18 protein-coding genes and 1 pseudogene are annotated in these 22866 nt (G+C 37.5%); 14 read left to right on the top strand and 5 right to left on the bottom strand.

Annotated elements, in window-relative coordinates; all coding sequences use genetic code 11:
- The first annotated feature begins 66 nt into the window (after positions 1 to 66).
- Positions 67 to 969 (top strand): transposase, encoded by a 903-nt coding sequence (locus PK943_01735; GenBank protein ID HRN77934.1) that lies wholly within the window; start codon positions 67 to 69, stop codon positions 967 to 969.
- Between the two features lie 30 nt (positions 970 to 999).
- Here PK943_01735 and PK943_01730 read toward each other — a convergent pair whose 3' ends face one another.
- Complete coding sequence (locus PK943_01730; protein ID HRN77933.1) at positions 1000 to 1749, bottom strand: hypothetical protein; 750 nt, start codon at positions 1747 to 1749, stop codon at positions 1000 to 1002.
- Positions 1750 to 2002: 253 nt separating this feature from the next.
- Between PK943_01730 and gyrA the strand changes: the two genes are divergently transcribed.
- From gyrA to PK943_01665, 13 genes and pseudogenes are all read left to right on the top strand, one after another.
- Positions 2003 to 4687 (top strand): DNA gyrase subunit A, encoded by a 2685-nt coding sequence (gene gyrA / locus PK943_01725; protein ID HRN77932.1) that lies wholly within the window; start codon positions 2003 to 2005, stop codon positions 4685 to 4687.
- 60 nt (positions 4688 to 4747) lie between these two features.
- Positions 4748 to 5866, top strand: a complete 1119-nt coding sequence (gene dprA / locus PK943_01720) for a DNA-processing protein DprA (protein ID HRN77931.1) — start codon at positions 4748 to 4750, stop codon at positions 5864 to 5866.
- Between the two features lie 114 nt (positions 5867 to 5980).
- Positions 5981 to 6148, top strand: a pseudogene (rpmF, locus tag PK943_01715) (50S ribosomal protein L32).
- An 86-nt stretch (positions 6149 to 6234) separates the two neighbouring features.
- Positions 6235 to 7341 carry a phosphate acyltransferase PlsX gene (plsX, locus tag PK943_01710; GenBank protein ID HRN77930.1) on the top strand — a complete coding sequence of 369 codons (1107 nt, stop codon included), beginning with the start codon at positions 6235 to 6237 and terminating at the stop codon, positions 7339 to 7341.
- Between the two features lie 95 nt (positions 7342 to 7436).
- Positions 7437 to 8144 carry a hypothetical protein gene (locus tag PK943_01705; protein HRN77929.1) on the top strand — a complete coding sequence of 236 codons (708 nt, stop codon included), beginning with the start codon at positions 7437 to 7439 and terminating at the stop codon, positions 8142 to 8144.
- A 21-nt stretch (positions 8145 to 8165) separates the two neighbouring features.
- Positions 8166 to 9593 carry a glutamate--tRNA ligase gene (gene gltX, locus PK943_01700; protein HRN77928.1) on the top strand — a complete coding sequence of 476 codons (1428 nt, stop codon included), beginning with the start codon at positions 8166 to 8168 and terminating at the stop codon, positions 9591 to 9593.
- A gap of 37 nt (positions 9594 to 9630) precedes the next feature.
- On the top strand, positions 9631 to 10596 hold the full coding sequence (locus PK943_01695) for an ACP S-malonyltransferase (protein ID HRN77927.1): 966 nt from the start codon (positions 9631 to 9633) through the stop codon (positions 10594 to 10596).
- Positions 10597 to 10598: 2 nt separating this feature from the next.
- A complete protein-coding gene (gene acpP, locus PK943_01690; protein ID HRN77926.1) occupies positions 10599 to 10850 on the top strand; it encodes an acyl carrier protein in 252 nt (83 codons plus the stop codon).
- A gap of 575 nt (positions 10851 to 11425) precedes the next feature.
- Complete coding sequence (locus PK943_01685) at positions 11426 to 13045, top strand: ATP-binding protein (GenBank protein HRN77925.1); 1620 nt, start codon at positions 11426 to 11428, stop codon at positions 13043 to 13045.
- An 11-nt stretch (positions 13046 to 13056) separates the two neighbouring features.
- Positions 13057 to 15474, top strand: a complete 2418-nt coding sequence (locus PK943_01680) for an EndoU domain-containing protein (GenBank protein ID HRN77924.1) — start codon at positions 13057 to 13059, stop codon at positions 15472 to 15474.
- Positions 15475 to 15484: 10 nt separating this feature from the next.
- Positions 15485 to 15868, top strand: a complete 384-nt coding sequence (locus PK943_01675) for a hypothetical protein (GenBank protein ID HRN77923.1) — start codon at positions 15485 to 15487, stop codon at positions 15866 to 15868.
- 122 nt (positions 15869 to 15990) lie between these two features.
- Positions 15991 to 16341 carry an EndoU domain-containing protein gene (locus PK943_01670; GenBank protein HRN77922.1) on the top strand — a complete coding sequence of 117 codons (351 nt, stop codon included), beginning with the start codon at positions 15991 to 15993 and terminating at the stop codon, positions 16339 to 16341.
- Between the two features lie 11 nt (positions 16342 to 16352).
- Positions 16353 to 16733 carry a hypothetical protein gene (locus PK943_01665; protein HRN77921.1) on the top strand — a complete coding sequence of 127 codons (381 nt, stop codon included), beginning with the start codon at positions 16353 to 16355 and terminating at the stop codon, positions 16731 to 16733.
- A gap of 91 nt (positions 16734 to 16824) precedes the next feature.
- On the opposite strand, the gene PK943_01660 is transcribed toward PK943_01665, so the two are convergent.
- From PK943_01660 to PK943_01645, 4 genes are all read right to left on the bottom strand, one after another.
- On the bottom strand, positions 16825 to 17250 hold the full coding sequence (locus PK943_01660; GenBank protein HRN77920.1) for a hypothetical protein: 426 nt from the start codon (positions 17248 to 17250) through the stop codon (positions 16825 to 16827).
- A gap of 37 nt (positions 17251 to 17287) precedes the next feature.
- Positions 17288 to 18883: a hypothetical protein gene (locus PK943_01655; GenBank protein HRN77919.1), complete on the bottom strand. Its 1596-nt coding sequence runs from the start codon at positions 18881 to 18883 to the stop codon at positions 17288 to 17290.
- Positions 18884 to 18991: 108 nt separating this feature from the next.
- Positions 18992 to 20884, bottom strand: coding sequence for a hypothetical protein (locus PK943_01650; GenBank protein HRN77918.1), 1893 nt, complete (start codon positions 20882 to 20884; stop codon positions 18992 to 18994).
- A gap of 71 nt (positions 20885 to 20955) precedes the next feature.
- A complete protein-coding gene (locus tag PK943_01645) occupies positions 20956 to 22830 on the bottom strand; it encodes a hypothetical protein (protein HRN77917.1) in 1875 nt (624 codons plus the stop codon).
- Positions 22831 to 22866 lie beyond the last annotated feature (36 nt).

The raw sequence follows: 22866 nt of genomic DNA, 5'->3' as shown, positions 1-22866 counted from the left end.
TAGTTGCATGATTTGATACAGTGTATCCAATTGTCCAATTTTAATCAAAGAAGGAGGAGATAGAGGATGAATGATAGGTCAATTACCGCGTTTAATACGGTGGAATCGTATCATAATATCGTACAAAAATTGAGAACATTTTTTCTTGATCGCGGATTTCTAGAAATTGATACACAATCACGGTTGAGTATTTTGGCTGCATGTGAAGACCCACGTACTATTACAACATTTGAGTTTGCCGGTACAAAATGGCCACTGCCACAAACAGGTCAAATGTGGTTAGAACATGAGTTGTTAACAAATCCGCGCCTTCCCGGCGCTTTTTGTTTGACTACAAGTTATCGTGATGAGCCAAATCCAAATCCAAATCGACACCTTAAGATATTCAAAATGTTTGAATTCGAAACGCATGGCAATATGGAAGTGTTACAGCGATTAATGGAAGATTTATTTGAGTGGCTTGGATTGGGGTCAAGAGATCTGTATCGTCAAGGCGATTATGCATTTGTTGCAGATTATTATAAGACCAAATTTATAGAAGCAGAGCATGAAGAAAAATTGTGGAAAGAATTTGGCCCGGTTTTTTTCCTGAAAAATTTTCCTGGTTATACGCATCCTTTTTGGAATATGAAAAAAGATGGTGATGTGCATAAAAAAATTGATGCTATCTTATATGGTGTAGAAACTATTGGTTCAGCAGAGCGTAGCTGTAATGTAGATGAAATGCGTGATATATTCCATACAATTAGTGATGGTCAATATGCGAGCATTTTATTTAAACATTTTGGTAAAGAACGGGTAGAAAAAGAATTAGAAGAATTTTTAAGTTATGATTTTTTCCCACGTTTTGGTGGCGGTATTGGGATAGCGCGATTAATGCGTGCAATGGAACTTGCCCAGCAAGAACACACAGGAATAGTTACGCCAGTAGCTGGAGCAACAAAAACGCAAACAACATATACGTTGTAATAATTTTATTGAAAAAGCACGCCGGATATTTTATTGGATATCCGGTGTGCTTTGTGGTTTTTTATCAAGTAACACTTGTTCAATTTGATAAAGAACTAATTTGCAAGATCTGTGCTTGAGTTTGTCTTGAAAGGAGCGAATAAGCGTAAGTGCTGATTCGCCGTTGTTGTTAGTATGACTAATATCTATGTTGTGTTTTTCAAGTAATTTTTGAATAGTTTGTCTTAATTGGTTAACTTGGTTATTTTCAAAAAAAGCATTCTCATCCTTAGGATGGCGTCCTACCGCAATACCATAATCCAAAAATGCATATATGCACCACATGAGTGCTGCTTTTTCTATAGCAGGTAAGAAGGCGTTTATAAGTCTTTTTATCATAAGAAATGTTGGTGAATTATTAATGTTACCTTGTTCATCATCCTTATTAAATTCATCATGGATCGTATGAGATGCATATGCAAGTAGACATGATACGACAAATTTTCTAAAAAATGATCGAAAGTCGTCAGTAAGATTGCCGGCTTCTGATAGACGCCCCAAAACGGAAGATGCTTCTATTTCTATGAGTGCTTGACCAATCTCTTTTATTGCTTCCATCAATGGCGTATTGCCATTATAAGGACGTATTGTATTGATAGATACACCCTTATTAAGCAATTGTTCAACCTTTTTATAATTTCCTTGTGCAACGGCAATAAAAAGTTGACTGTCCTTGATGATTGATTGCGTACATGAGTGAAATACGAGAAAGAAAATAATGATATATAACATGTGCTTCATTAGTTCTCCTGCGTATATGAAAAATATGTATAAGTCTGTCCATAATCTGAGTGTTACACAATGCTTAATAAAATGAACAGTAAAAATGTTTTTATCCTTATTATTTACGTACATAAAAAGAGCTTTTTCTTGTCTGATTGAGTTATTCCATGTATTATACTAGAGTGTTAATAATGTCTATTATTCTGATAAAAAATGTCTAAGAATATTCTGTTTTGTCAATAAGAAATAGTTTAAGAAGGGGCCAAGTTGTATGGAACCGGTAGAATCGAAAAAAAATAATGGAAATGCCCAGGTAAAACCGGTATTAGTTGAAAAAGAATTGAAAGATTCTTTTTTAGATTATGCAATGTCGGTTGTTGTAAGTCGTGCAATTCCTGACATACGCGATGGGTTAAAACCTGTACATAGACGTGTGCTATATACCATGCATCAACTTGGTTTTCATTATAATAAACCATATCATAAATCTGTTCGTGTAGTTGGTGAAGTTCTTGGTAAATATCATCCACATGGTGACCAAGCGGTGTATAATACCATGGTTGGTATGGTACAAGATTTTTCTAAAAGATATCCATTATTAGATGGTCAAGGTAACTGGGGTTCAGTTGACGGTGATAGTGCAGCTGCAATGCGTTACACTGAAGTTCGTATGGAAAAAATTTCACAAGAAATTTTGGCCGACCTTGATAAAGAAACCGTTGATTTTGTTCCAAACTTTGATGAGTCTACGGTAGAACCGGTGGTGTTACCAAGTAAACTCCCTAATCTATTAGTAAATGGTACATCAGGTATTGCAGTTGGTATGGCAACCTCTATTCCTCCACACAATTTGGGAGAGGTAGTTAATGGGTGTTTAGCGCTTCTTGAAAATCCTAATTTATCGGATGATGAGTTATTTAAACTTATTCCTGCACCGGATTTTCCAACGGGTGGTATTATATGTGGTCGTGCTGGCATTGTTAAGGCATATACTACAGGCCGTGGACGCGCAATATTGCGTGGTGTAGCTGAAATTCAAGAAGATAAAAAAGGTACGAGCATTATTATTACTGAGCTGCCGTACCAAGTTAACAAGGCAGAACTTACTATAAAAATTGCAGACCTGGTAAAAAATAAAGTTATTGAAGGCATTTCGAATATCAAGGATGAGTCTGACAAAAAAGGAATGCGTTTAATCATTGATATTAAACGAGGAGAAATCCCACAGGTTGTTTTGAATTTATTATATAAACATACTGCATTAGAATCACCAATTTCTATTTTAATGCTTGGGCTGCTCGATAATCGCCCGGTGATATTCAGCTTACGACAATTAATAGAAGAATTCTTATATCATCGCAAACAAGTTATTTATAAACGAACTGTATATGACCTTAAAAAAGCACAAGCACGTGAGCATTTGTTAGAAGGTTTTATTATTGCGCTTAGTAATATTGATGCAATTGTAGCGTTGATTAAAAAAGCAACAGATGCGTTAGAAGCTATAGAGCATTTAGGCAGAGAGCATAAATTTAGTGAAGCGCAGGCAAAAGCAATTTTAGAAATGCGTCTACAGCGCTTGACTGGTTTGGAGCAAGAAAAAATTCGCGCAGAAATGGAAGAGATCAAAAAGACTATTGCATATTTGCGATCAATTATTGAAAGTGAAACAATTCTTAAAAAAGAAATTGTTAAAGAATTGCAAGAACTCAAAGAAATGTATGGTGACGAACGCAAAACACGCATAGAAGGTGCGGTCGATGTGTTGACCGAGGCTGACTTAATCCCTGATGAAGAAGTAGTTATTACCTTAACTATGAAGGGATATATAAAGCGTGTTCCATTAGAAGTATATGGCGTGCAGCACCGTGGTGGTAAAGGTAAAATGGGCATGGCGAGTCTTGAAGATGTAGATGATGCCGTTCTTGATATGTTTGTGGCACGTAATCATGATGATTTATTGTTCTTCACTAATTTTGGACGCGTGTACAGCTTGAATGTATTTGAAATTCCTGAAGCAAGTCGTACGGCACGTGGGCGTGCAATCATTAATCTACTACCATTGCAACCTAATGAAAAAGTAGTGAAGTTGTTATGCACACGTGATATGGAAAATAAATTCATTGTGATGCTCAGTAAACACGGTATCATAAAACGTACTGACGCTATGAGCTTTGCAAAGATTCGTGCAACTGGTATCCGTGCAGTAACACTCAAAGAAAATGATGAGCTTGTGTATTGTGACTTAAGTTCAGGTAATGATACCGTTATTATTGCAACTAAGAATGGCCAAGGTATTCGCTTTAAAGAAGAAGAAGTACGTGAAATGGGTAGACAGGCGAGTGGTGTAATTGGTATTCGCTTGCGTAAAAATGATGAAGTTGTTGGTATGGAAGTAGTATCTAATAGTGGCGATATCTTATTTGCAACTGAAAATGGATATGGTAAGAAAGTGCGTATTGAAGATTTCCGCATTGCACATAGAGGTGGTGTTGGCGTGCGTACTATACCAACCGGTGGACGTAATGGTTTTGTAATTGGTCTTACGGTGGTACGACCAGAATCAGAATTGATGCTTATTGATAAAGCAGGAAAAATTATTCGTCTACCAGCAACCGAAGTCCGCACAATGGGTCGCCAAGCAAAAGGTGTACGCTTGATTAAGCTTGATGAAGGACAACAACTTGCAACTATTTTTGCATTTGATGTGGATCATGAAGAGCAAGAAAAAACACACGATTCTGGTACGCCCGGTGGCAGTGGTGGTGAGTTCGTAGAAGAAGTAACGCAAACATCTGCCAAAAAAGCATCCGCGGATAATGAAGACAAAATGGAAGCCGGACAGCAAGAAACAGAATTTGATATTTTCGATTTCCATGCTGGACAACATGAAGAGCTTTCTTTTGATGAACCAGAACCATCTCAAGAAGATGACGATTCATTTATGGCGTTTTAAATAAACAATAATTAAGTTATATATCCCCGTTTACGTATTTAATAAACGGGGATTTTTTTTATGAAACTATCTGATCAACATATTATACTTCATCTTTCATTAATCACCGGAATTGGACCAGCAACACTGACCAATATGATTCAAGCGAAGCCTGAATCTATGACATGGTCCGATGTATATGCATGTGATGTTCAGCAGCTTGTGTTATGGTTTGGTATGACCGAACGAATAGCACAGAGCATAGTTACTGGATTGCAAGATTTTTCTCTCATACATAAAGAATTGGATCTTATACAACGGCATGATATATCTTGGGCTACCTTATCAGATGCTGAATATCCTCAATTGTTGAGGCATATCCATGCACCGCCGGCAGTTATTTATTGGCAGGGCAGATGTCCCCAAGTAGATACTATGATTGCTATTGTAGGTGCTCGTAAAGCAAATTATTATGGTCAGCGTGTGATCAATCAAGTAGTACCTGTGCTTGTAGAAAATGGATGGACTATTGTAAGTGGTGGTGCAATAGGTGCTGATACCATGGCTCATCGGGCAACCCTTGCGGCAAAGGGTTCTACGGTGGTGGTGTTAGGGTCAGGCTTATTGGAGCCATATCCTTCTTCAAATAATAAGCTATTCAAGGAAATTGTGGCTTGTGGTGGTACGGTACTAAGTTCTTTTCCATTAGGAATGCAAGGACTTCCTGGTAATTTTCCCGCGCGCAATAGAATTATCTCTGGGTTGAGTAAGGGGTGTGTGGTAGTGCAGGCAGCCATACAAAGTGGCGCACGCATTACGGCGCAATATGCCTTAGAGCAAGGGCGCGAGGTATTTGCTGTACCGGGACCGATTGATGACCCTTTGAGCGCAGGGTGCCATGCACTTATTCAGGAAGGTGCAAAATTAGTAACTTCGGCTCAGGATATTATTACTGAATTTACACAAAGCTATGGTGTGGGATATGTGCAACAAAATCTCTTTGTTGAGCCAGCTTGTGAATCACCAATCATAACAACATTAGAGGGTAAGATTGTGCGGGCATGTAGTCAGCCAAAATCCACAGATGATTTGGTGGCAGAATTTGGTCTTGATTTGTCACAAATACAGGTTAAACTTTTTGAGTTACAGCTTGCAGGCCAGGTAGAACAAGACTTTACCGGCATGTGGGTAGCACGTTAATTTTTGCGTTTTTGCCTAAAATAGTATACAATTTCAGTATCTTTGATTGTATATAACCATGGTAACATTTCAAGTAGAAAAAATCATAATTTCTATAGTTCACAAGGATGATAGATGCCAGTACCAAAGCGTAAGCGCTCCAAGTCGCGCAGAGATAAACGATTTGCAAATAAAGGTCTTTTAGAACATGCAATTACTCGTTGTAAGAATTGCCAAGAACCATTGACTCCTCATCAGGCATGTAAAGGTTGTGGTTTTTACAAAGGTGCAAAAGTAATTGCAACCAAATCTGACCGTGCAGTCAAACGTACAGAAACTAAGTCTAAAGAAGCACAATCAAAGCAAGAAGTGCCAGCTACTGAGTAAGTATGAGTATAACTGCTTGTGCTGATCAAGGAAAATCCATGATTGCAGTTGATGCAATGGGTGGTGATTTAGCACCACACGCAATTGTACAAGGTGCACTTCACGCAGCGCGTAGCGGTATACCTATTACATTATTTGGTGACGAACAGGTGATAACGCCTATTCTGAATGAATTAGATGCGCAATGGCGTAAAACGCCTATTGCGCTTATTCATTGTACAGAAAAAATAAATATGGATGATGCGCCAACCAAAAGTGTAATCCGTAAAAAAGATGCGTCATTAGTACGTGCCATTCAATTTGTCGCAGATGGCAATGCAGATGCAATAGTTTCTGCGGGTAATTCGGGTGCCGTACTGGTTTCAAGCACGTTATTAATTGGTCGTGCATCAGGTATTAATCGTCCTGGTATTGGTGGTTTTTTACCAACAAGCAGCGGTAACAGCGTATTTTGTCTGGACTTAGGTGCTAATATAGACTGTAAACCTGAGCATCTTGAGCAGTTTGCTACCATGGGACATGTGTATGTTCAGTTGATGAAAAATATTCATAGCCCACGTATTGGTCTTCTTGCTAATGGGCATGAGCCATACAAAGGTTCCGCTTTGGTAAAAGAAGTGTATGCGCGGTTATCCCAACACAAAGAACTTAATTTTATAGGTAATATTGAAGCACGTGATGTGTTTGATGGTCATGCAGATGTTATAGTTGTGGATGGTTTTGCGGGTAACGTGTTACTCAAAACGGCACAAGGAGCTTCTCGTATGATTATGCATTTGCTTCGTACAGAAGTTAATAAATTATCATGGTGGCGTCGCTTATTGTATGGGCTTAACCGAGGTGTGATAGAAAACATCAAAAAAAATACTGATTATGCGCGCGCTGGTGGTGCATTATTATTGGGACTAAAAAAACCCGTTGTGGTAGCGCACGGTTGTTCTCATGGACGTGCGATTGAACAAGCGATACGATTTGCACATCGTGTAACTGAGCAAAAATTTATTTCGATATTCAATGAACGTGTGTTTGAGTGTTTGAAGAAGCAAAATCGGCACACAGGGTTCGTAGCAAAAAAAATAAAATCTGTTATAGAGTGGGTGCAGTCATAAATAGGCTTCATCTTTTTACATAAATGTGATAGCTTTCCTTTGTTTTTATGTAGTTTTGAAGGTTAACCACATTACAAAAATTATAAAGGAATATAATGGCAGTTCATGGATTTACGCAAGAAATTCGCTCTACGGTATATGGCTGGTACAACAGAATGATGGGCCGCAAACCTCAACGTTCACCGTATTTGAAATATGTGTTTATAGGTTCGGGCATTGTGCTGGCAAGTGGTATTTTGTTTTTTATGTATCGTTGGTATGTTTCTTACCGTGAACGAGCGGCGCAACGAGTTTTTGCACAATATGTTACTGAATATCGTCGTGCATATCAACAAGGTACTGGATGGGGTGCAGTGCAAGATTTATTCCAACTAGGTGCTGATCAACAGAGTGGTTCATATCTACAGCCGTATTTTTTAGCTTTTCAAGCTGATGCTCTTCTTAAAGAAGGCAAAAAAGATGAGGCATTAGCAGTATTAGATAAAGTAGTTGCGTCTTTGCGTAACAATGACCCAGTAGCACCATTATTTAAAATGAAACATGCATTGTTGCAAATAGATATGTCAGATGCAGCTGTACAACAAGTTGGGGTACAAAGTTTGATCAACTTAGCGCATGATGAGACAAATAAGTTTCGTGATGCAGCACAATTCTTTTTGGGCGATTACTATTGGGCACAGGACAATATGTCAGAAGCACAGAATGTCTGGAGTGCACTGGTACAATCACAACATGATATAGACATGGTTGCTGTTTCGCCATGGGCCCGACAAGCTCAACAAAAATTAGCACAAATCGCATAAAATAAAAATATTAGGAATTGTATGAGTACGCATACTAATAAAACTATTCGGGTGCGTTTTGCACCATCTCCAACAGGGCATTTACATATAGGTGGTTTGCGTACTGCGCTATTCAATTGGTTGTTTGCACGTCATAATGGTGGTACGTACTTAGTACGTATTGAAGATACAGATCTAGAACGATCAAAGCCAGAATATACTACATCAATTCTTTCATCATTAACATGGGCAGATCTATTGCCTGATGAACCGATAGTAACACAATCTCAAAATATTCAGAAACATAAACGAGTATTGCAGGAGTTGCTTGTTGCAGGTAAAGTGTATAAATGTTTTTGTGACCCGGAAGCACATATTAAACGTTATCAAGCAACGCATACAGAAGATAATCCATTTATTAAATATGATCGGTATTGTCGTACACAGCAGCCAAAAGAGCAGGGCAAACCATATGTCTTACGGTTTGCATTACCAGATGACCGTTCAGAAATTGTGTTTGATGATTTAATTCGTGGACGTGTTACTTTTCCTATAGATCAATTTGATGATTTTATTATTGCACGTTCTGATGGTACCCCAATGTATAATTTCGTGGTTATAGTAGATGACCATGATATGCACATATCGCATGTTATTCGTGGCGAAGATCACATTTCCAATACACCAAAACAAATATTGCTGTATGAAGCATGTGGGTATGAAGTACCGCAATTTGCGCATTTACCTCTCATACTAGGGCCAAGCGGCGATCGGTTGAGCAAACGTGATGCGGCAACTTCTGTGCTCGAATACCGCACTGAGGGGTTTTTACCTCGTGCATTAGAAAATTATTTAGTACGATTAGGCTGGGCGCATGGCGACCAAGAAATTTTTACTCGCGATGAATTAATTCAATATTTTTCATTAGCAGATATCGGTAAAAAAGGCTCAATTTTTGATGTTAATAAGTTGCGATGGGTCAACAGTGTATATATGCAAGCAGCATCCGCAGCAGAGTTATATGATTACATAGTTGCAGATGTAGAACCACATATATTAAAGCGATTATCAAATTGGAATCAAGGACAGATTCAGCAAGTGATTGATTTGTACAAAGTGCGTGTACAAACTTTACGTGAACTTGTGCAAGAAATGATCCGTTTGCATGATGGGGTAACCCAATATGATCCAGCTGCTTTGACCGAATGGATAGATTCTCATTCTCCTGAGTATCTACAAGAGTTGATAAAAATTCTTGAGAAACAACCTGCATTTGACGTAAATATAATAAAAGAAGAAGTAAAGAAACTTGCAAAAGAACATGCTATTAAATTGGCACCATTGGCACAATTAGTACGTATTGCATTGATCGGCACGAGCTCGGGGCCAGGAGCGTTTGAATTGCTTGTGGTAATGAACAAAATGGAGGCTATTACGCGTATGCAGAGGTTATTAGATACTATCAAGTAATGTGTGCAATACGCTACAAACCTTAATAAGGGGCTTTATGAAAATAGCATTATTGTTTCCCGGATATGGAAGTCAATTTGTTGGCATGGGGAAAGAATTATATGATGACTATCGTATTGTACAAGAATATTTTGAAGAAGCAGCAAATTGCTTGGATCATAATTTTGTAAAGTTATGTTTTGCTTCTTCAGATATTGAACTGAGCAAAATGGATCGTGCATATGCAAGCATATTTTTAGTCAGTTCTGCCATTTATGCGGTATTAAAAGAAATTGGCGTAGAACCTGCGTTGGTAGCTGGATATAACATAGGTGAATATAGTGCACTTTTTGCAGCTGGAAGTATTACGCTGCCAGATGGTTTATATTTGATTAACAAGTTTGCTGGTTTTTATGAAAAAGCACTTGAAACTATGCAGATAGATGTTATTCGTGTGCGTGGTATTGATGCCAAACGTATGAAAAAAATTTGCATGCAAGCTAGTGCTGATGATGCACAGGCTGATATAGCAATATATAATAGTGATACTGATCACGTCATTTCTGGGCATACATCGGCTCTTGTACGTGTGCGGGAACTTAGCAAGAATGAAGATGATGCGATTATAGAAGATCTCAGCCCAGAAATTGGTTTGTATTCTAACTTGATGCAACCAATTGCAGATGAATTTAAAATTTACTTGGAAAAAGTAGATTTTAAAGATGTCAAAATTCCCATGATCTCTGGCATAGATGGTCGGGTGATCATTCAAGGCGAGGATATTAAGCAACGCGTGGTTGCGCATATTACCTCTCCAATTATGTGGGCTCGTGTATTGGAAGGCTTGCAGGATGTTGATCTAATTATAGAAGTGGGTCCTGGCAATACATTAGAAGGTATGATTACTCAGATGTATCCAGAAAAAAAATACATATCAATTAATAAGCGTACAGATATTGAGGCATTGAAAACATTGCTTCCACAAACAGAAGTCATAGAACAAACTGAAACAACGGAATCATAATAATGGCAGAATTCAATAGACAAGATACCTTTGATAAGGTAGCAAAAATTATTGCAGATAAATTGAGCATAGACACAAAAACCATTTCTGGTACTGCTACATTGCAGGATCTTGGTGCAGATTCACTTGATATTGTTGAAATCATCATGAAAATGGAAGAACAACTAGGGGTAATGATTAGTGATGAACAAGCAGAGAAGTTGCAAACGGTAGATGATGTAGTGGGATATGTGCATAGTCTACGAAATAAATAAGTACATGGCTCTGGTCATAGCTTAAGCGAAGTCGGAAGTACAATCCGAAGGATGCACCGTTTACGGAATAAGTAAGATTTGTAAGAGCAAGGTTTCATGGCATGCTAAGTAGAGAATACTTTGGTGTGCCATTTGCGATATTAGAACGATCTAATATATTAAACAATTTTGTCTATAAGAGGTTTTTTAGCAAGCAATGTGTACCTAAAAAGGTACCTGATTAGGCTTTGCGAGTGGAAGTTATTTATGAAACATCCTTTCTTAAAATTTCAATTTTAAAAGACTATAATTTGTAATGAAATAATAAGAGTGCAAATAAGGTCAATCAATCTCTGTGATTCCACATAATTCAAAGAGTGTTCGAATATGCCTTAAAGTAAAGTCATATTCAAAGTCAATTATTGACATATAGAAAATATAGTTAAACTCACTCCTGTCTTATTATAGTAAAACATTAATTCTATAGGTAACGTTTATCTGTAATTAAATCTACCACTTGAACTTTTATATAAAATCCCTAATATCGAACAATAGTAGCAGTTATTCTAAGTATACTTTTTTGTTAGGGGTATCGCATGAAAGCCATGCAAAAATTCTATGCACTTTTCTTAGTGTCAATTCTTACTATCTCATTTTCTTACTCTATGGATCATCCAACTGATTGGCGCAACCTTGCCAAATCAGAAATGAGGTTTGAAGATAGTTTATCTTCTTCAGAATCAGAAGAAGTATTTTACTCAGAAGAATCAGATCAAGAAACTCCAGAAGAAAAATTAAATGATGATCAAATTCTCAACAAATATGGCTATAGTAAACAAAAATTAAATACCGCATTTGATAGTGCACCAATCGAGGCGAAAAGAATTCTCAATATGCTACAAAAACCTCACTTATATACAGAATTGTATCCGATGATGCTGTTCTGGGGACCATCAGGTACTGGTAAATCAATTTTTTCTCATGCACTTGCGTATAAACTAGGTTGGAACCATCATTCTATTATTGGGAAAGATATACGAGAGAAAGGCAGAGGTAGCACTGCGGCTAATATGATGAAAATTTTGAATGATCTAGTTCGTAAAAAAGTACCGACTATCATTAACTTTGAAGAAATCAATCTGTGGTTTGAAAACTTTAGTGATGCTAATTATGATACGCAGGAGAACTCTACTGATTTTTGGACTTTTATGGACTACATACAAAGGCTAAGATATTTATATGTTACCGGCACATTAAACCGATTAAATAAATTACCAAAACAATTTCTGAGCAGAGCGCGTGGTAATTGGGTTGAGTTTACTAAGCCACTTACACACGCAGATACACATAAAGTCTTTACCGATGTGTGTAATAAAGATAATGTGCAATTAGATGTTGCATGTGATACAAATTTTTTAAATCAATTCTTACAACCATTATTTAATGATGGTTGGGTTGGACGTGATTTTGAACATTTAGTAGCCATAGCAGTTAGATTAGTACGTGATAGTGATGATGAAAATCCAATAGCTATTATTAAGCAACAACATTTGCAAGATGCACTCGCATATATCCATAAGTTTGATGGTTATACCAGTTATAGGCAAGAAGAAGAAACAAAAGAGCAGCGCCAGGAAAAACTTCAAAAGAAGAATATTAAGTTACAAAAGCAAGGATTAGCGTTGCAAAAAGAAGGCATTGAGGTGCAGCGCGAAGGCCAATTGATACAAAAAAGTCAGTTTGTGCGAAATCATTTAATTCAAAGAGCATTACAATCAAATCAAGTAAGTATTAACGGATCTGGTCAGGCTGGAGTGAATGCCTCTGCAGGACTATTTGGTGTTGGAACATCCCTAGGGGGATCGGTTGGAGGCAATAGTGGTGTTGCTTTGCATAATATTTCATGGAGCGATCAAGCGGTGCGCCAGCATTTATCTCGGGATGAAGAGCTTATTATTCGTCAAGAACAGACATATGATACGGCAGTTAGTGTTCTTAAAAAACTAAAAGAAAAGCTGCCAACTCAAACGGATACACAAGCTGCTGATACGAAAAAAGAAATCGCAACATTAGAACAGCTGATTCATGATCTACAAGAGCAACGAAAAAATTGGAGTGCTGATGCGGTAGATACTATTTTGGCAAAAATTGATCGTGTTACACACGATAGGGATCAGGGGATTTTGGGGTTTATTTGGCATAAGATAACAAGTTAAGGAAGTATGTTATGTTAGTTCCTATTTATAAAAAAATAACATTACTTTGGCTGGTGTTGATGAATCCGGGCATGTCGGTTCCTCCTATGCGGTATACAGTCCTATATGACCAAAGCCATATAACATTTACTAATGCCCAAGAAACGCTCACATTTTCAGGGGAGCAAATAGATGCAATTGTATCGTCTATGCCGTCTGATATTCAGGTAAACTTTGTAAATGGGCGATGGGATTGGAACAGGCTTGCTGATTATGTGCAAGATAATAATATTACACCAGCCAGTATTGTTCCTGATCAAATACAAAGCAATCATCAACCACGTGCTCCAATCAACCGTGCTACTTTATATCACAATAATGCCAACAAAGAACACTATATGGTAACGGTTGCTCATGTGAGCGAAAGTAAGCTACATAAATTATATAATCATCGTGATATACAAGCATTGCAAAAGATCAGAGATGAGTTACAAAGTGAGATTAGATGGTCTTATGTTACGGCATTATTTTGGCCATCAGTACGCAAGCCAATGCGGGAGCTACTTGCACAAGCAGAAAGCTATATACAAGATATACAGGATGCAATGGCAAATAATGTTAATCATATAACACGGCATGTTTCTGATCAAAATTCACCCCGATTGCGTATGATCTTGTCTACCGGAAGTAACCACGCATTACAACAAAAGAAAAATATTCTTTTGCAAGAATCGCGTACAACTTGGCATGCAATTAAACAAGATTATGCATATAACCAAGCGATGCATGCAGATACTATGCTGAAAGAGCCTATAACTGAAATATTGTTTACTATTATGACAGCTGATTTGGCAAGGGCACAGGCAGAATTTAATGCATTGGAAGACAGTTGGCCTTGGTATGGTGGAGAATTATGCGTAAGTAAACAACAGGCGCATGAAATATTGCAATACATAAAAAGAGTGGGTTTTAACGAACTGCAAGTAGCACGGGAAATTATGCAGGTACGTTTGTCACAAGAAGGACCAGTAAAACGCAAAAGTGCTGAGCAGAAACCGGCTATTGCAATGGATCACAATCAAATACAATTCGATGATAGTATAGAACTTGTTTCTACACCAGCGTATAACTATTCCTATAATATTAGCCCAGAAAAAGATACTTATCTAAATAACTTATTAGACAAGATAAAATCAGATTCAAGCGATTTCGATCAGTATTTAGAATGGTCAGCATTGGCCCTTGAGGCTAACAGTAAGAGTGGCATGTTGAAGGCGGAACAACCAGTGAGTCTGATTGATCATGCAGCGTATGCAACGCACTTGATAAAAATAGCTAGTGCTGAATGCTTATCTCGTTTTGATCCAACGTTGCAAATAACTGACTATGTTGTGCTCATCAAGGAACTAGGGTTGCTTACGATAGATATGGGATTGGGTGCAGCGCATGTATTGCAATTTGGTGATTTGGCAAATAAAGATATTCAAACAGAACAACATGGTATCGTAAATACACGAGAACTGATGCCGCAACGATTGAGAAATCGTATAGAAATGTTTGAAACATTATGGCACACCATGCCAGATATTATGAACCAGTTAGCCCAAATGCCAGCAGAAGATCAGGCTCGTATTATTGGCCGTATCATTGGTGATATTGCATTTGCTAAAGGAATAGCAAAAACTATTTCTCTTATACGTAGTGGAGAAATAGTAACCTTATTGCAAGAAGGCGGTGAGCTTGCAGCTAACTTTAAAAATACGATAAAGAATGGCATTAAAAATATAAGCAATAAACCGACTGTTGTAACGCCTGAGGGTTTGACAGTAAAAGTTGGACAAGAAGCTGGAGAAACATCATCATGGTTTCAGAATACAACAGACAAGGTTGTTGGCGGTGCACAGAAAGCATTGTCTGCCGAGCAGACTTTGTTAGAAGCATTTGCTGAGAATATATTGGGGCGACTCGAAAAAGAAATAGAGTGTCTTCGTAATATGTTTGACTTTAAAAGAAAAGGATTTGGTAAGGCAGCAAATAAATTTTTGAAGTTTAATTACAAGCATATACTAGGATTTGATTTACATTTTAATAAGAAAGGAGTAATGAGGTTTGGGGGGTTACATCATGATTTTAGGAATATTATTGAACAAAGTCAGTCATTTAAATTTATCAATAAGATAACACATGAAAGTGGCTTTTATAAAGCTGACATCTTAGTTAATGGAAAGTTGCTTAAAGATAAAACATTTTTTCCTTCGCATTGGACGCGAGAGCAAGTTCTAGATGCCATTTGTCAAGTATATGATAGTTTTGTTAAAAATATACCTAAAGAAATTATGGAAAAAGGTGGCAAATATGTAATCGAAGCTTCTTTTACAGATGGAGTTAAGATTCGCATGTTTATGACAGAAAATGGGCTTATAACATCAGCATATCCCATTTTAAAATAAAAGGGTTTAAATGGATTTTGTAAAATTATTATTTAATAAAAATTTGGGAACTTATAGTTACGAGAATGCATCTAATATAGAAATGAGTAATCTGAGTTTTTTCTTAACTGATGATGTGGGTTGTTCTAAAGAAGATTCATTCAAAGGTTTTATTTTAGATAATCGATTTTCTTATACAAGTAGCAATGCAACATTTTTAGAGAAAGAAGATGGATATATTTTATTAAGTAGCTTGCATGCAGAAGATTTAGATAATCCCATTGAATTTAAGATACCTATTAAAATGTTTATAAAATTACTCGATGATTGGCAGGAAAAAGTTTGCAAATTAAAGCCTAAAGAAGTAATTATCAAATACGAAAATGATGAATTTATTTTTGAAACTAAAGAATAATGAGTTATTTGATTCATCAGCTAGAAAAGCCCCGAGTAATCGGGGCTTTAGTGTTTTCAGCATTTACAAATAAATGATTATCAACATATATAGGATTTGATTTACATTTTACTAAAAAAGGTGTGTTAAAACTTGGGGGGTTGCATCATGATTTTATGAATATTATTGAAAATAGTAAATCATTTAAATTCGTGAATAAAGTGATGCATGAAAGTGGCTTTTATAAAGCGGATATATGGGTAAATGGTAGACTATTTAAAGATAAGACATTTTTTCCTGCACATTGGTCACGGGAAAAGGTTGTTGGTATTATTTGTGAAGCATATGATAATTTTATAAAAGATGGAGCTAAGTTTGTAGAAGTTCCTGGTGGAAAATACAGAATTGATAGCTATGTTCAGAATGGAGTTGATATTCGTATGTTTATGACGGAGAATGGACTTATAACATCTGCATACCCTATTCTTAAGTAAGGTAAAATATTATGGAATTTGTAAAATTATTGCTAAATGATCGTGGATATTATTCATATCAAGGTGCATCTAATGTAGAAATGAGTGATATAAGTTTTTTCTTAACTGATGATGTGGGTTGTTCGGGAAGAGAATCATTTAGAGAATTTGCACTAAATGATAATGAAACAGGTACAAGCAGTAATGCGACTCATTTAGAAAAAGAAGATGGATATATTTTATTAAGTAGCTTGCATGCAGAAGATTTAGATAATCCCATTGAATTTAAGATACCTATTAAAATGTTTATAAAATTACTCGATGATTGGCAGGAAAAAGTTTGCAAATTAAAGCCTAAAGAAGTAATCATCAAACATGAAAATGGCGAATTCATTATTGAAACTAAAGAATAATAACCTTTTGGTTAGTTAGTTTAGCCCCGATAAATCGGGGCTTTAAAAATGGCGAGAGGAGGCCTGTAAAAAAGATTTAAGGCTAATTTAATTAATCTCTTTGATACTTGTACTCATATATTTTAAATCCTGGTGGGGATAATTTTTTACCTGATGCATAACGCGCAAGATCGTTGATAATAATGGTATGGGTAATATAGGTATTTTCTACATTGTGTCCTGGGTTAGTTGGATATTCAACAATGTAATGTGGCCATTCATAGCCGGTATCGATATATATTTTACCCGTATCACTTGCGTCTTTGTTAACTAAAATTTTTTTCAATGTACCTTTGTTAATAGTGCATTGGCGTAGCCCATAGTGTATGGTTACTTGTTCAGGTGATGACATGTCGTCTTTAAACATAAATATAATGGTATCAGGGAATTCTTGCTGATTAATGGTATCGAATCCTGCATGCACATAGCACATATGTGTGATTAATACTATGGTTACTATGGCGCGTATACGTATCATATTTTCAACCTTTATAATAGATTCTTATAATAGATTCTTATGTAGTAAATCCAGCCTTAATCCAGAAGCTCCATTGTGATAAGGTAGTTTTATCTGGTTGAATGGTATCGCGTGTATTGATACCTTCGAATTCTATATCGGCACCAATACCAACGAATGGCACATATTGGTTTTGTTCAAAGCGTTCTTCCCATGCATAACCCAGGTAGGTAAAAATCTTATGTGTCATTGCACGTGATGCAGCAGCAGAATGCAAGTCTATATTTTGTTCGGTGAGGAACACCGGTGAGTTGACGTCAGCTACCAAGAGTTGATCAGCAAAGTTGTTCCCCATTAAGGTTGCGGTACTTTGTGTAATGTTGCTTGGTGCACCACCGCCAAAAAATGTGTCTTGAATACCTTTTAACGCATAACGATTATCGGGAAAATTACAATTCAATTTTATTTTTTCTCGACTTCTAATCCAACCATTGTAACCAATATCAAACAAAAAGTTATTATAGGTATAACCAAACATAAAAACCATATCAATTTGCATAGATACATGCACGTCACATGATAGCGTAGATTTATTAATGAGTGGTGCGAGTTCACCAATTGCATTGCCATCAGCATCAAACTCTTTAATTAAAATATAGCGGCTGCCAAAATTTATATCATCATCACAATCGCATGGCCCATTGTGTACATCGAATGAACGTAGTTGTCGTGAGCTGAATAAGTGGGTCAAGTTAACATCAGCAAAAAAACGTAATTCTTGATCACCGTCTTTTTCCCAAATTAATACATCGCCGGAAAATCCAACGCCCAGTTCCCAATGCTTGCCATTACCTACAACTGGTTCAAATAAGAATCGACTATTAGGTCGTGTGCCTGTTGGGATTGCAATTCGTATGTTTAATCCTGCATGACCGTGTTCGCGCAAGATAAAATCATAACCCAGTGCCATTTGAATGTCTGAAATGCCGCCTTTTGATTGTGCACCATTTACTTTGCCAAATTGTAAAGGAGTTTGCATAGCACCAAATGTAGTGTTGCCTTTCAGAGCTTCAACAAAAGAATCTACCGGTGCAGGTACTGCATCCAGGGCCATATAGAGCGGTGGGAATGGTACCGTGCTGCCTGTGTTATTTACCAACTCGGTCATGTTCATATCCCACTCAGTCCAAACTGCAGGTATTTTTACTTGTAAGTATAATCCACGAATCCATTCATTAACCCCCCAAAAACCTTGGAAGGTTACCATAGCGTTTTGTATGCGTGGGGCTAAATGTACTTCTGAAAGAAACTCAGGCGATAATCCAAAATAATCCGCCAAGATATCATTATGTCCACGATTAGTGACCATACTGCCTGATATGGTTAATAAATCTGTCCCAAATAATGCTTCTGCTATGCGGTTAGCACGGATAGAACGTGCATAGGTCATATAGAATCCATAGGTGCCATAATTTTTTGGCGTGTTGCGATGGATGAATGGGTGCCAGCCGGTCAGTTCACTTGCAGCATCTTCGCTTTGTGAGCGTGCGCTGAAAAAAGATTTACCTTGTAATACGTTGACGAAAGAAGTATCAGCGTGGATGTATGTACTCAACATACTTCCACATATGAGCAGATATAACTTTTTATTCATGGCAAGCCCCTTTCGCACCAAGTATAAAAAAATAGAATTCTTAAGAGCAAGCATCTTATTATTTGTACAATACACCGTGCTTCATCAGAAGATGTATCAAAGCATAGATTATCTAAACGTACATCCACATTTTATCCACACGCCCCAATATGAAAGTGCCGCATTAATACAGCATGATACTTCTTTTGCTGGTGTGCATCCTGCCCGACGCCCGAAATCAATTTCTGCACCAAAACCAAAATATGGTTTGACTGAAGTGTGATCAATGAGCGTGTAATTAAAATGCATGAATAATTTTTGTGCGACATAGCGTGCACTGGCACTAGACAAGTCAATATCTGCGCGCGTGAGTACAATTGGGTTGATTGATGTATTAATTTGATTATTGCCTGGATCACCAATACCCGGTGCATAGAGCAATGCGGTATTGCTTGTGCCGGCGGTAGCTGCTTGCGGGTTATCTATGTTGGGATTTTTTTGACCTGGTACAAAATCTGTAGTATCGCGTGGAAAGTTTGTACCTGTATGTACTGTTGCTTGACTTTGGCTTGCCGATAGGGCAACAGGATCATCTGCTTGCAGTGGCGCATCATCAGTACTCATAAAGCCATACATCTGTGCATCACCTTTGAGCACCCATTTAGTAGTATCATCATCAAAAGGGGTTTTGCATATGCATAATTCTTCACAACTGCGTGCCCAGAATCCATAACCAATGTTCCAGCTGGACCGTTCATGAATGTACGAAAGCATGAGTGCTAGATCAACTTGTAGACCAACGTGTACATCAATGTCCAAGGTAGTTAAATTTGCAACAGGAGTATAGGTACCGGCAAATAAAAAGTCGGGCTGTGTTGGTGTACCATCTACCGTGCCGCGTAAGTTATCAGGATTATTTGTGTTGAATTTTGCCGCAAGCATGTAGCGACTATTTGGTTTATTTTTTATATCAAAAGAGCGCCTTTCTTGTGAACTCAGTACGCTAGTTAAATTAATGTCACCATGAATCATAAATTGTTCACCGGTGTCTTCATGGTTAATAGCCATTACATGTCCTGAAATACCAATACCAGCTTCCCAGTGATGACCATTACCAACCATAGGCTCAAACAAAAACTCACCATGTGGTTTATTGCCTGCGGGAATAGAAGTGCGTACATTGACGCCCAAGTGATACCAATCAGCAAGTAAAAAGTTCCAGCCAAGGGCAAGTTGTATTTCAGCAAAGCTTGTTTTATGTAACGTGTGTAAACTCATTTTAGCATGTTGTAATGGTTCAAATGTAATGTCTGCTATGTCTGGTGTTGCACATCCGCTGATAAAGTCTAAAAAACTGGGAACTAAATCATGGCGTTCTGCACCATCTGGATTAAAATATCCCGGAGCATACGCATTAGTGCCTGTCTTTAGTATATCTTCGCAGATGTATAAATTCCATTTGGTGTATTCGACCGGTGCGTGTATGCGTAGATATAGTCCATGACTGAACCCCAGGTACCAATCAAAATCAACGATAAGATTATTTATTTGAGGTTTGACATGGATTTCACTTTCATAATCAGTTGGTAATCCAAAGTAATCAGCAAGCCAACTAGTTGCAGTACGTCGTGCGCTATGACTACCGGCTACTAAAAAACTGCTTTGGCAGGTTCGATATTTAGTTAAGTTTGGTTGAAAATTATCACAACATTTGTGTGTATTCGCATGTTTTTTACAACAGACAGGAATATTTTCTGGGCAATTGAGTACATCATCACCAAAGAGACATTGGGCGATACGGTCTGGGCGGAATGATTTGGTGGCTTCAAATGCAATTGCAAGCGTTGAATAAAACTTATTATTGTTATAAATATTGACGAGCCGTTCCCATCCGGCAAGTTCTAATGCAGTATTAGTGCTTGCCGATCGTTGATTGATAAACGTGATAACTTTTTTTTCTGATTGAGCAAAAAGGAGTGAACTGGAGCATATAACTATGAGAACTTGATATATTTTTTTCATAGCATGTCTCCTTTTTTTTGTTCACTCCTTTTAGCTTAATATCTTTCTTGGGTATAGTTCAATATTCTGAATTATCTGAATGCAAGGCCGCCCTTGATCCATATTCCCCATTGAGATGCTGCACAACGTACACATGGACCATTGCAATAAGTAGGGCATGAATCATTTGCATCTTGGCAGGTATCATTTTTTGCAAATTCAACTTCAAAACCTACACCAAAAATTGGTGCAAATGTTTCGCCCCATTTTTTACGTTCTGCACCTTCGTAACTGAGGTAAGTAAATATTTTGTTGGAAAAACCTTGTGTACGTACTAAATTCAAATCCATATTTGTGATGACTATAGGATCAATTGATGTATTAATTTGGCCGTTGGTGCCTACTACTGCATCGAGCACTTGATTACTTCCTGCAAATGCTTGGTTGGCATGATCTATGTGTGGATTAAGACGTCCCGCAGTAACTAAACCAGGTGTGCTTGCACCGCTTGCAAGATAGTTAGTACCTGCATAAATGGTTGCATCGCTTTCTGACGCGGATAGTTCTACGGCAGCGCCTTCTAGTAATATATCGGTAGTACGTGCAAATCCATAGACTTGTGCATCACCTTTGAGTACCCAAGCATTTCTGTCAAGTGCGGTCGGACAACCTTTTCTTGGATGTATTGATTCGCATGAACGTGCCCAAAGATTGTAACCCAGGTCAAAGCTCCACTGGTTCCAGGTGTAGTTGCACATAAGTACCAAATCAACTTGTACGCCAATACTTACATCAACATCAATAGTGGTCAAATTTGCTACCGGAGTAAATTCATGATCAAATTGCAATATAGGTGCAATGTTAAATACATTATCTAATCCTTTGTTGACTGGTGCAGTCATTTTAGCTGCAAGCATATATCTGCTGAGTGGTTTATCTTGTAAATCGAACGTGCGTGATTGATGATTTTTAAACATATGGGTAATGTCTGCGCCCATATAAAAATCGAGCGAACGATTTTCATCTTCACTTAAATATAATTTAAGCTGCGCGTTACCGCCAATGCCAAGTTCCCAGTGGCCATCATTGCCGTTTTGCGGTGCGAATAAGAAAGCAGGTTTTACTTTATTTCCCGTTGGGATAGAGACTTGGACATTCAAACCTGCATGGTAATGATTGCCTAACAACGCATTCCACCCAAGTGCAGCACGTACTTCTGAAAGTGTAGTTTTTGTTTTGTTTCCGCAATTGCCCATTTTTGCACATTTGAGTGGATTGAATATAGTAGTAATTGTTTCAGATGTAGTTGTAGTTGCGGTAACATCCTGAATAAATATGTTATTTGCGGGAGCATCACCCAATGCATATGCAGAAAAACTATTCAGCAAATGAGTACGATTGAGTGCAGCAGGCGTAAAATACCCAGCATCGTAACCATTGGTACCTTCAGTTATATGTTGTTCGCAAAAGTTCAAATCCCATTTAGTCCAGGTGATTGGTGCTTGAATGTAGAAATATAATCCCTTGAGCCAATTATCAAGACCCAAATGATAACACATATCTACCAAAAAGTTTTGTATGATCGGATCTACGGTTACTTCACTTTCAAAGTCAGTTGGTAGATAGAAATAATCTGCAAGTAACGCATTACTGTCGCGATTGTCTACGCGGCTACCTTGAATTTTTAGCTTGCAATCGCAGAGCGCATCTCCAAACAGACATGATGCGATATCATCCGATCTGAATGAGCGGCTATATTCAGCAGCAAAGTACAAATTATCATAAAAGTCAGTTTGGAATGGACGATAGAATTCATCACTAAATCCTACTATGCGACGTGGTTGATTTAGGCCTTGTGAACGAGTAACAAATTTTGGTGTTACTACGTTATTGGTACAACAATCGGATGCGGCAGTAGGTAGTGCATAAAAAGCAACGATACTCAGAGCAATTATTTTTTTGTGCATAAATTTCCTTTTTTTTGAGAGTGATAAAAGCGTAGT

It is taken from the genome of Candidatus Dependentiae bacterium (assembly GCA_035445995.1).
Classification (GTDB): Bacteria; Babelota; Babeliae; order Babelales; family Vermiphilaceae; genus DAOMRS01.
Note: the sequence above shows the minus strand (reverse complement) of the source record. Positions and strands in the feature narration are given on the sequence as shown.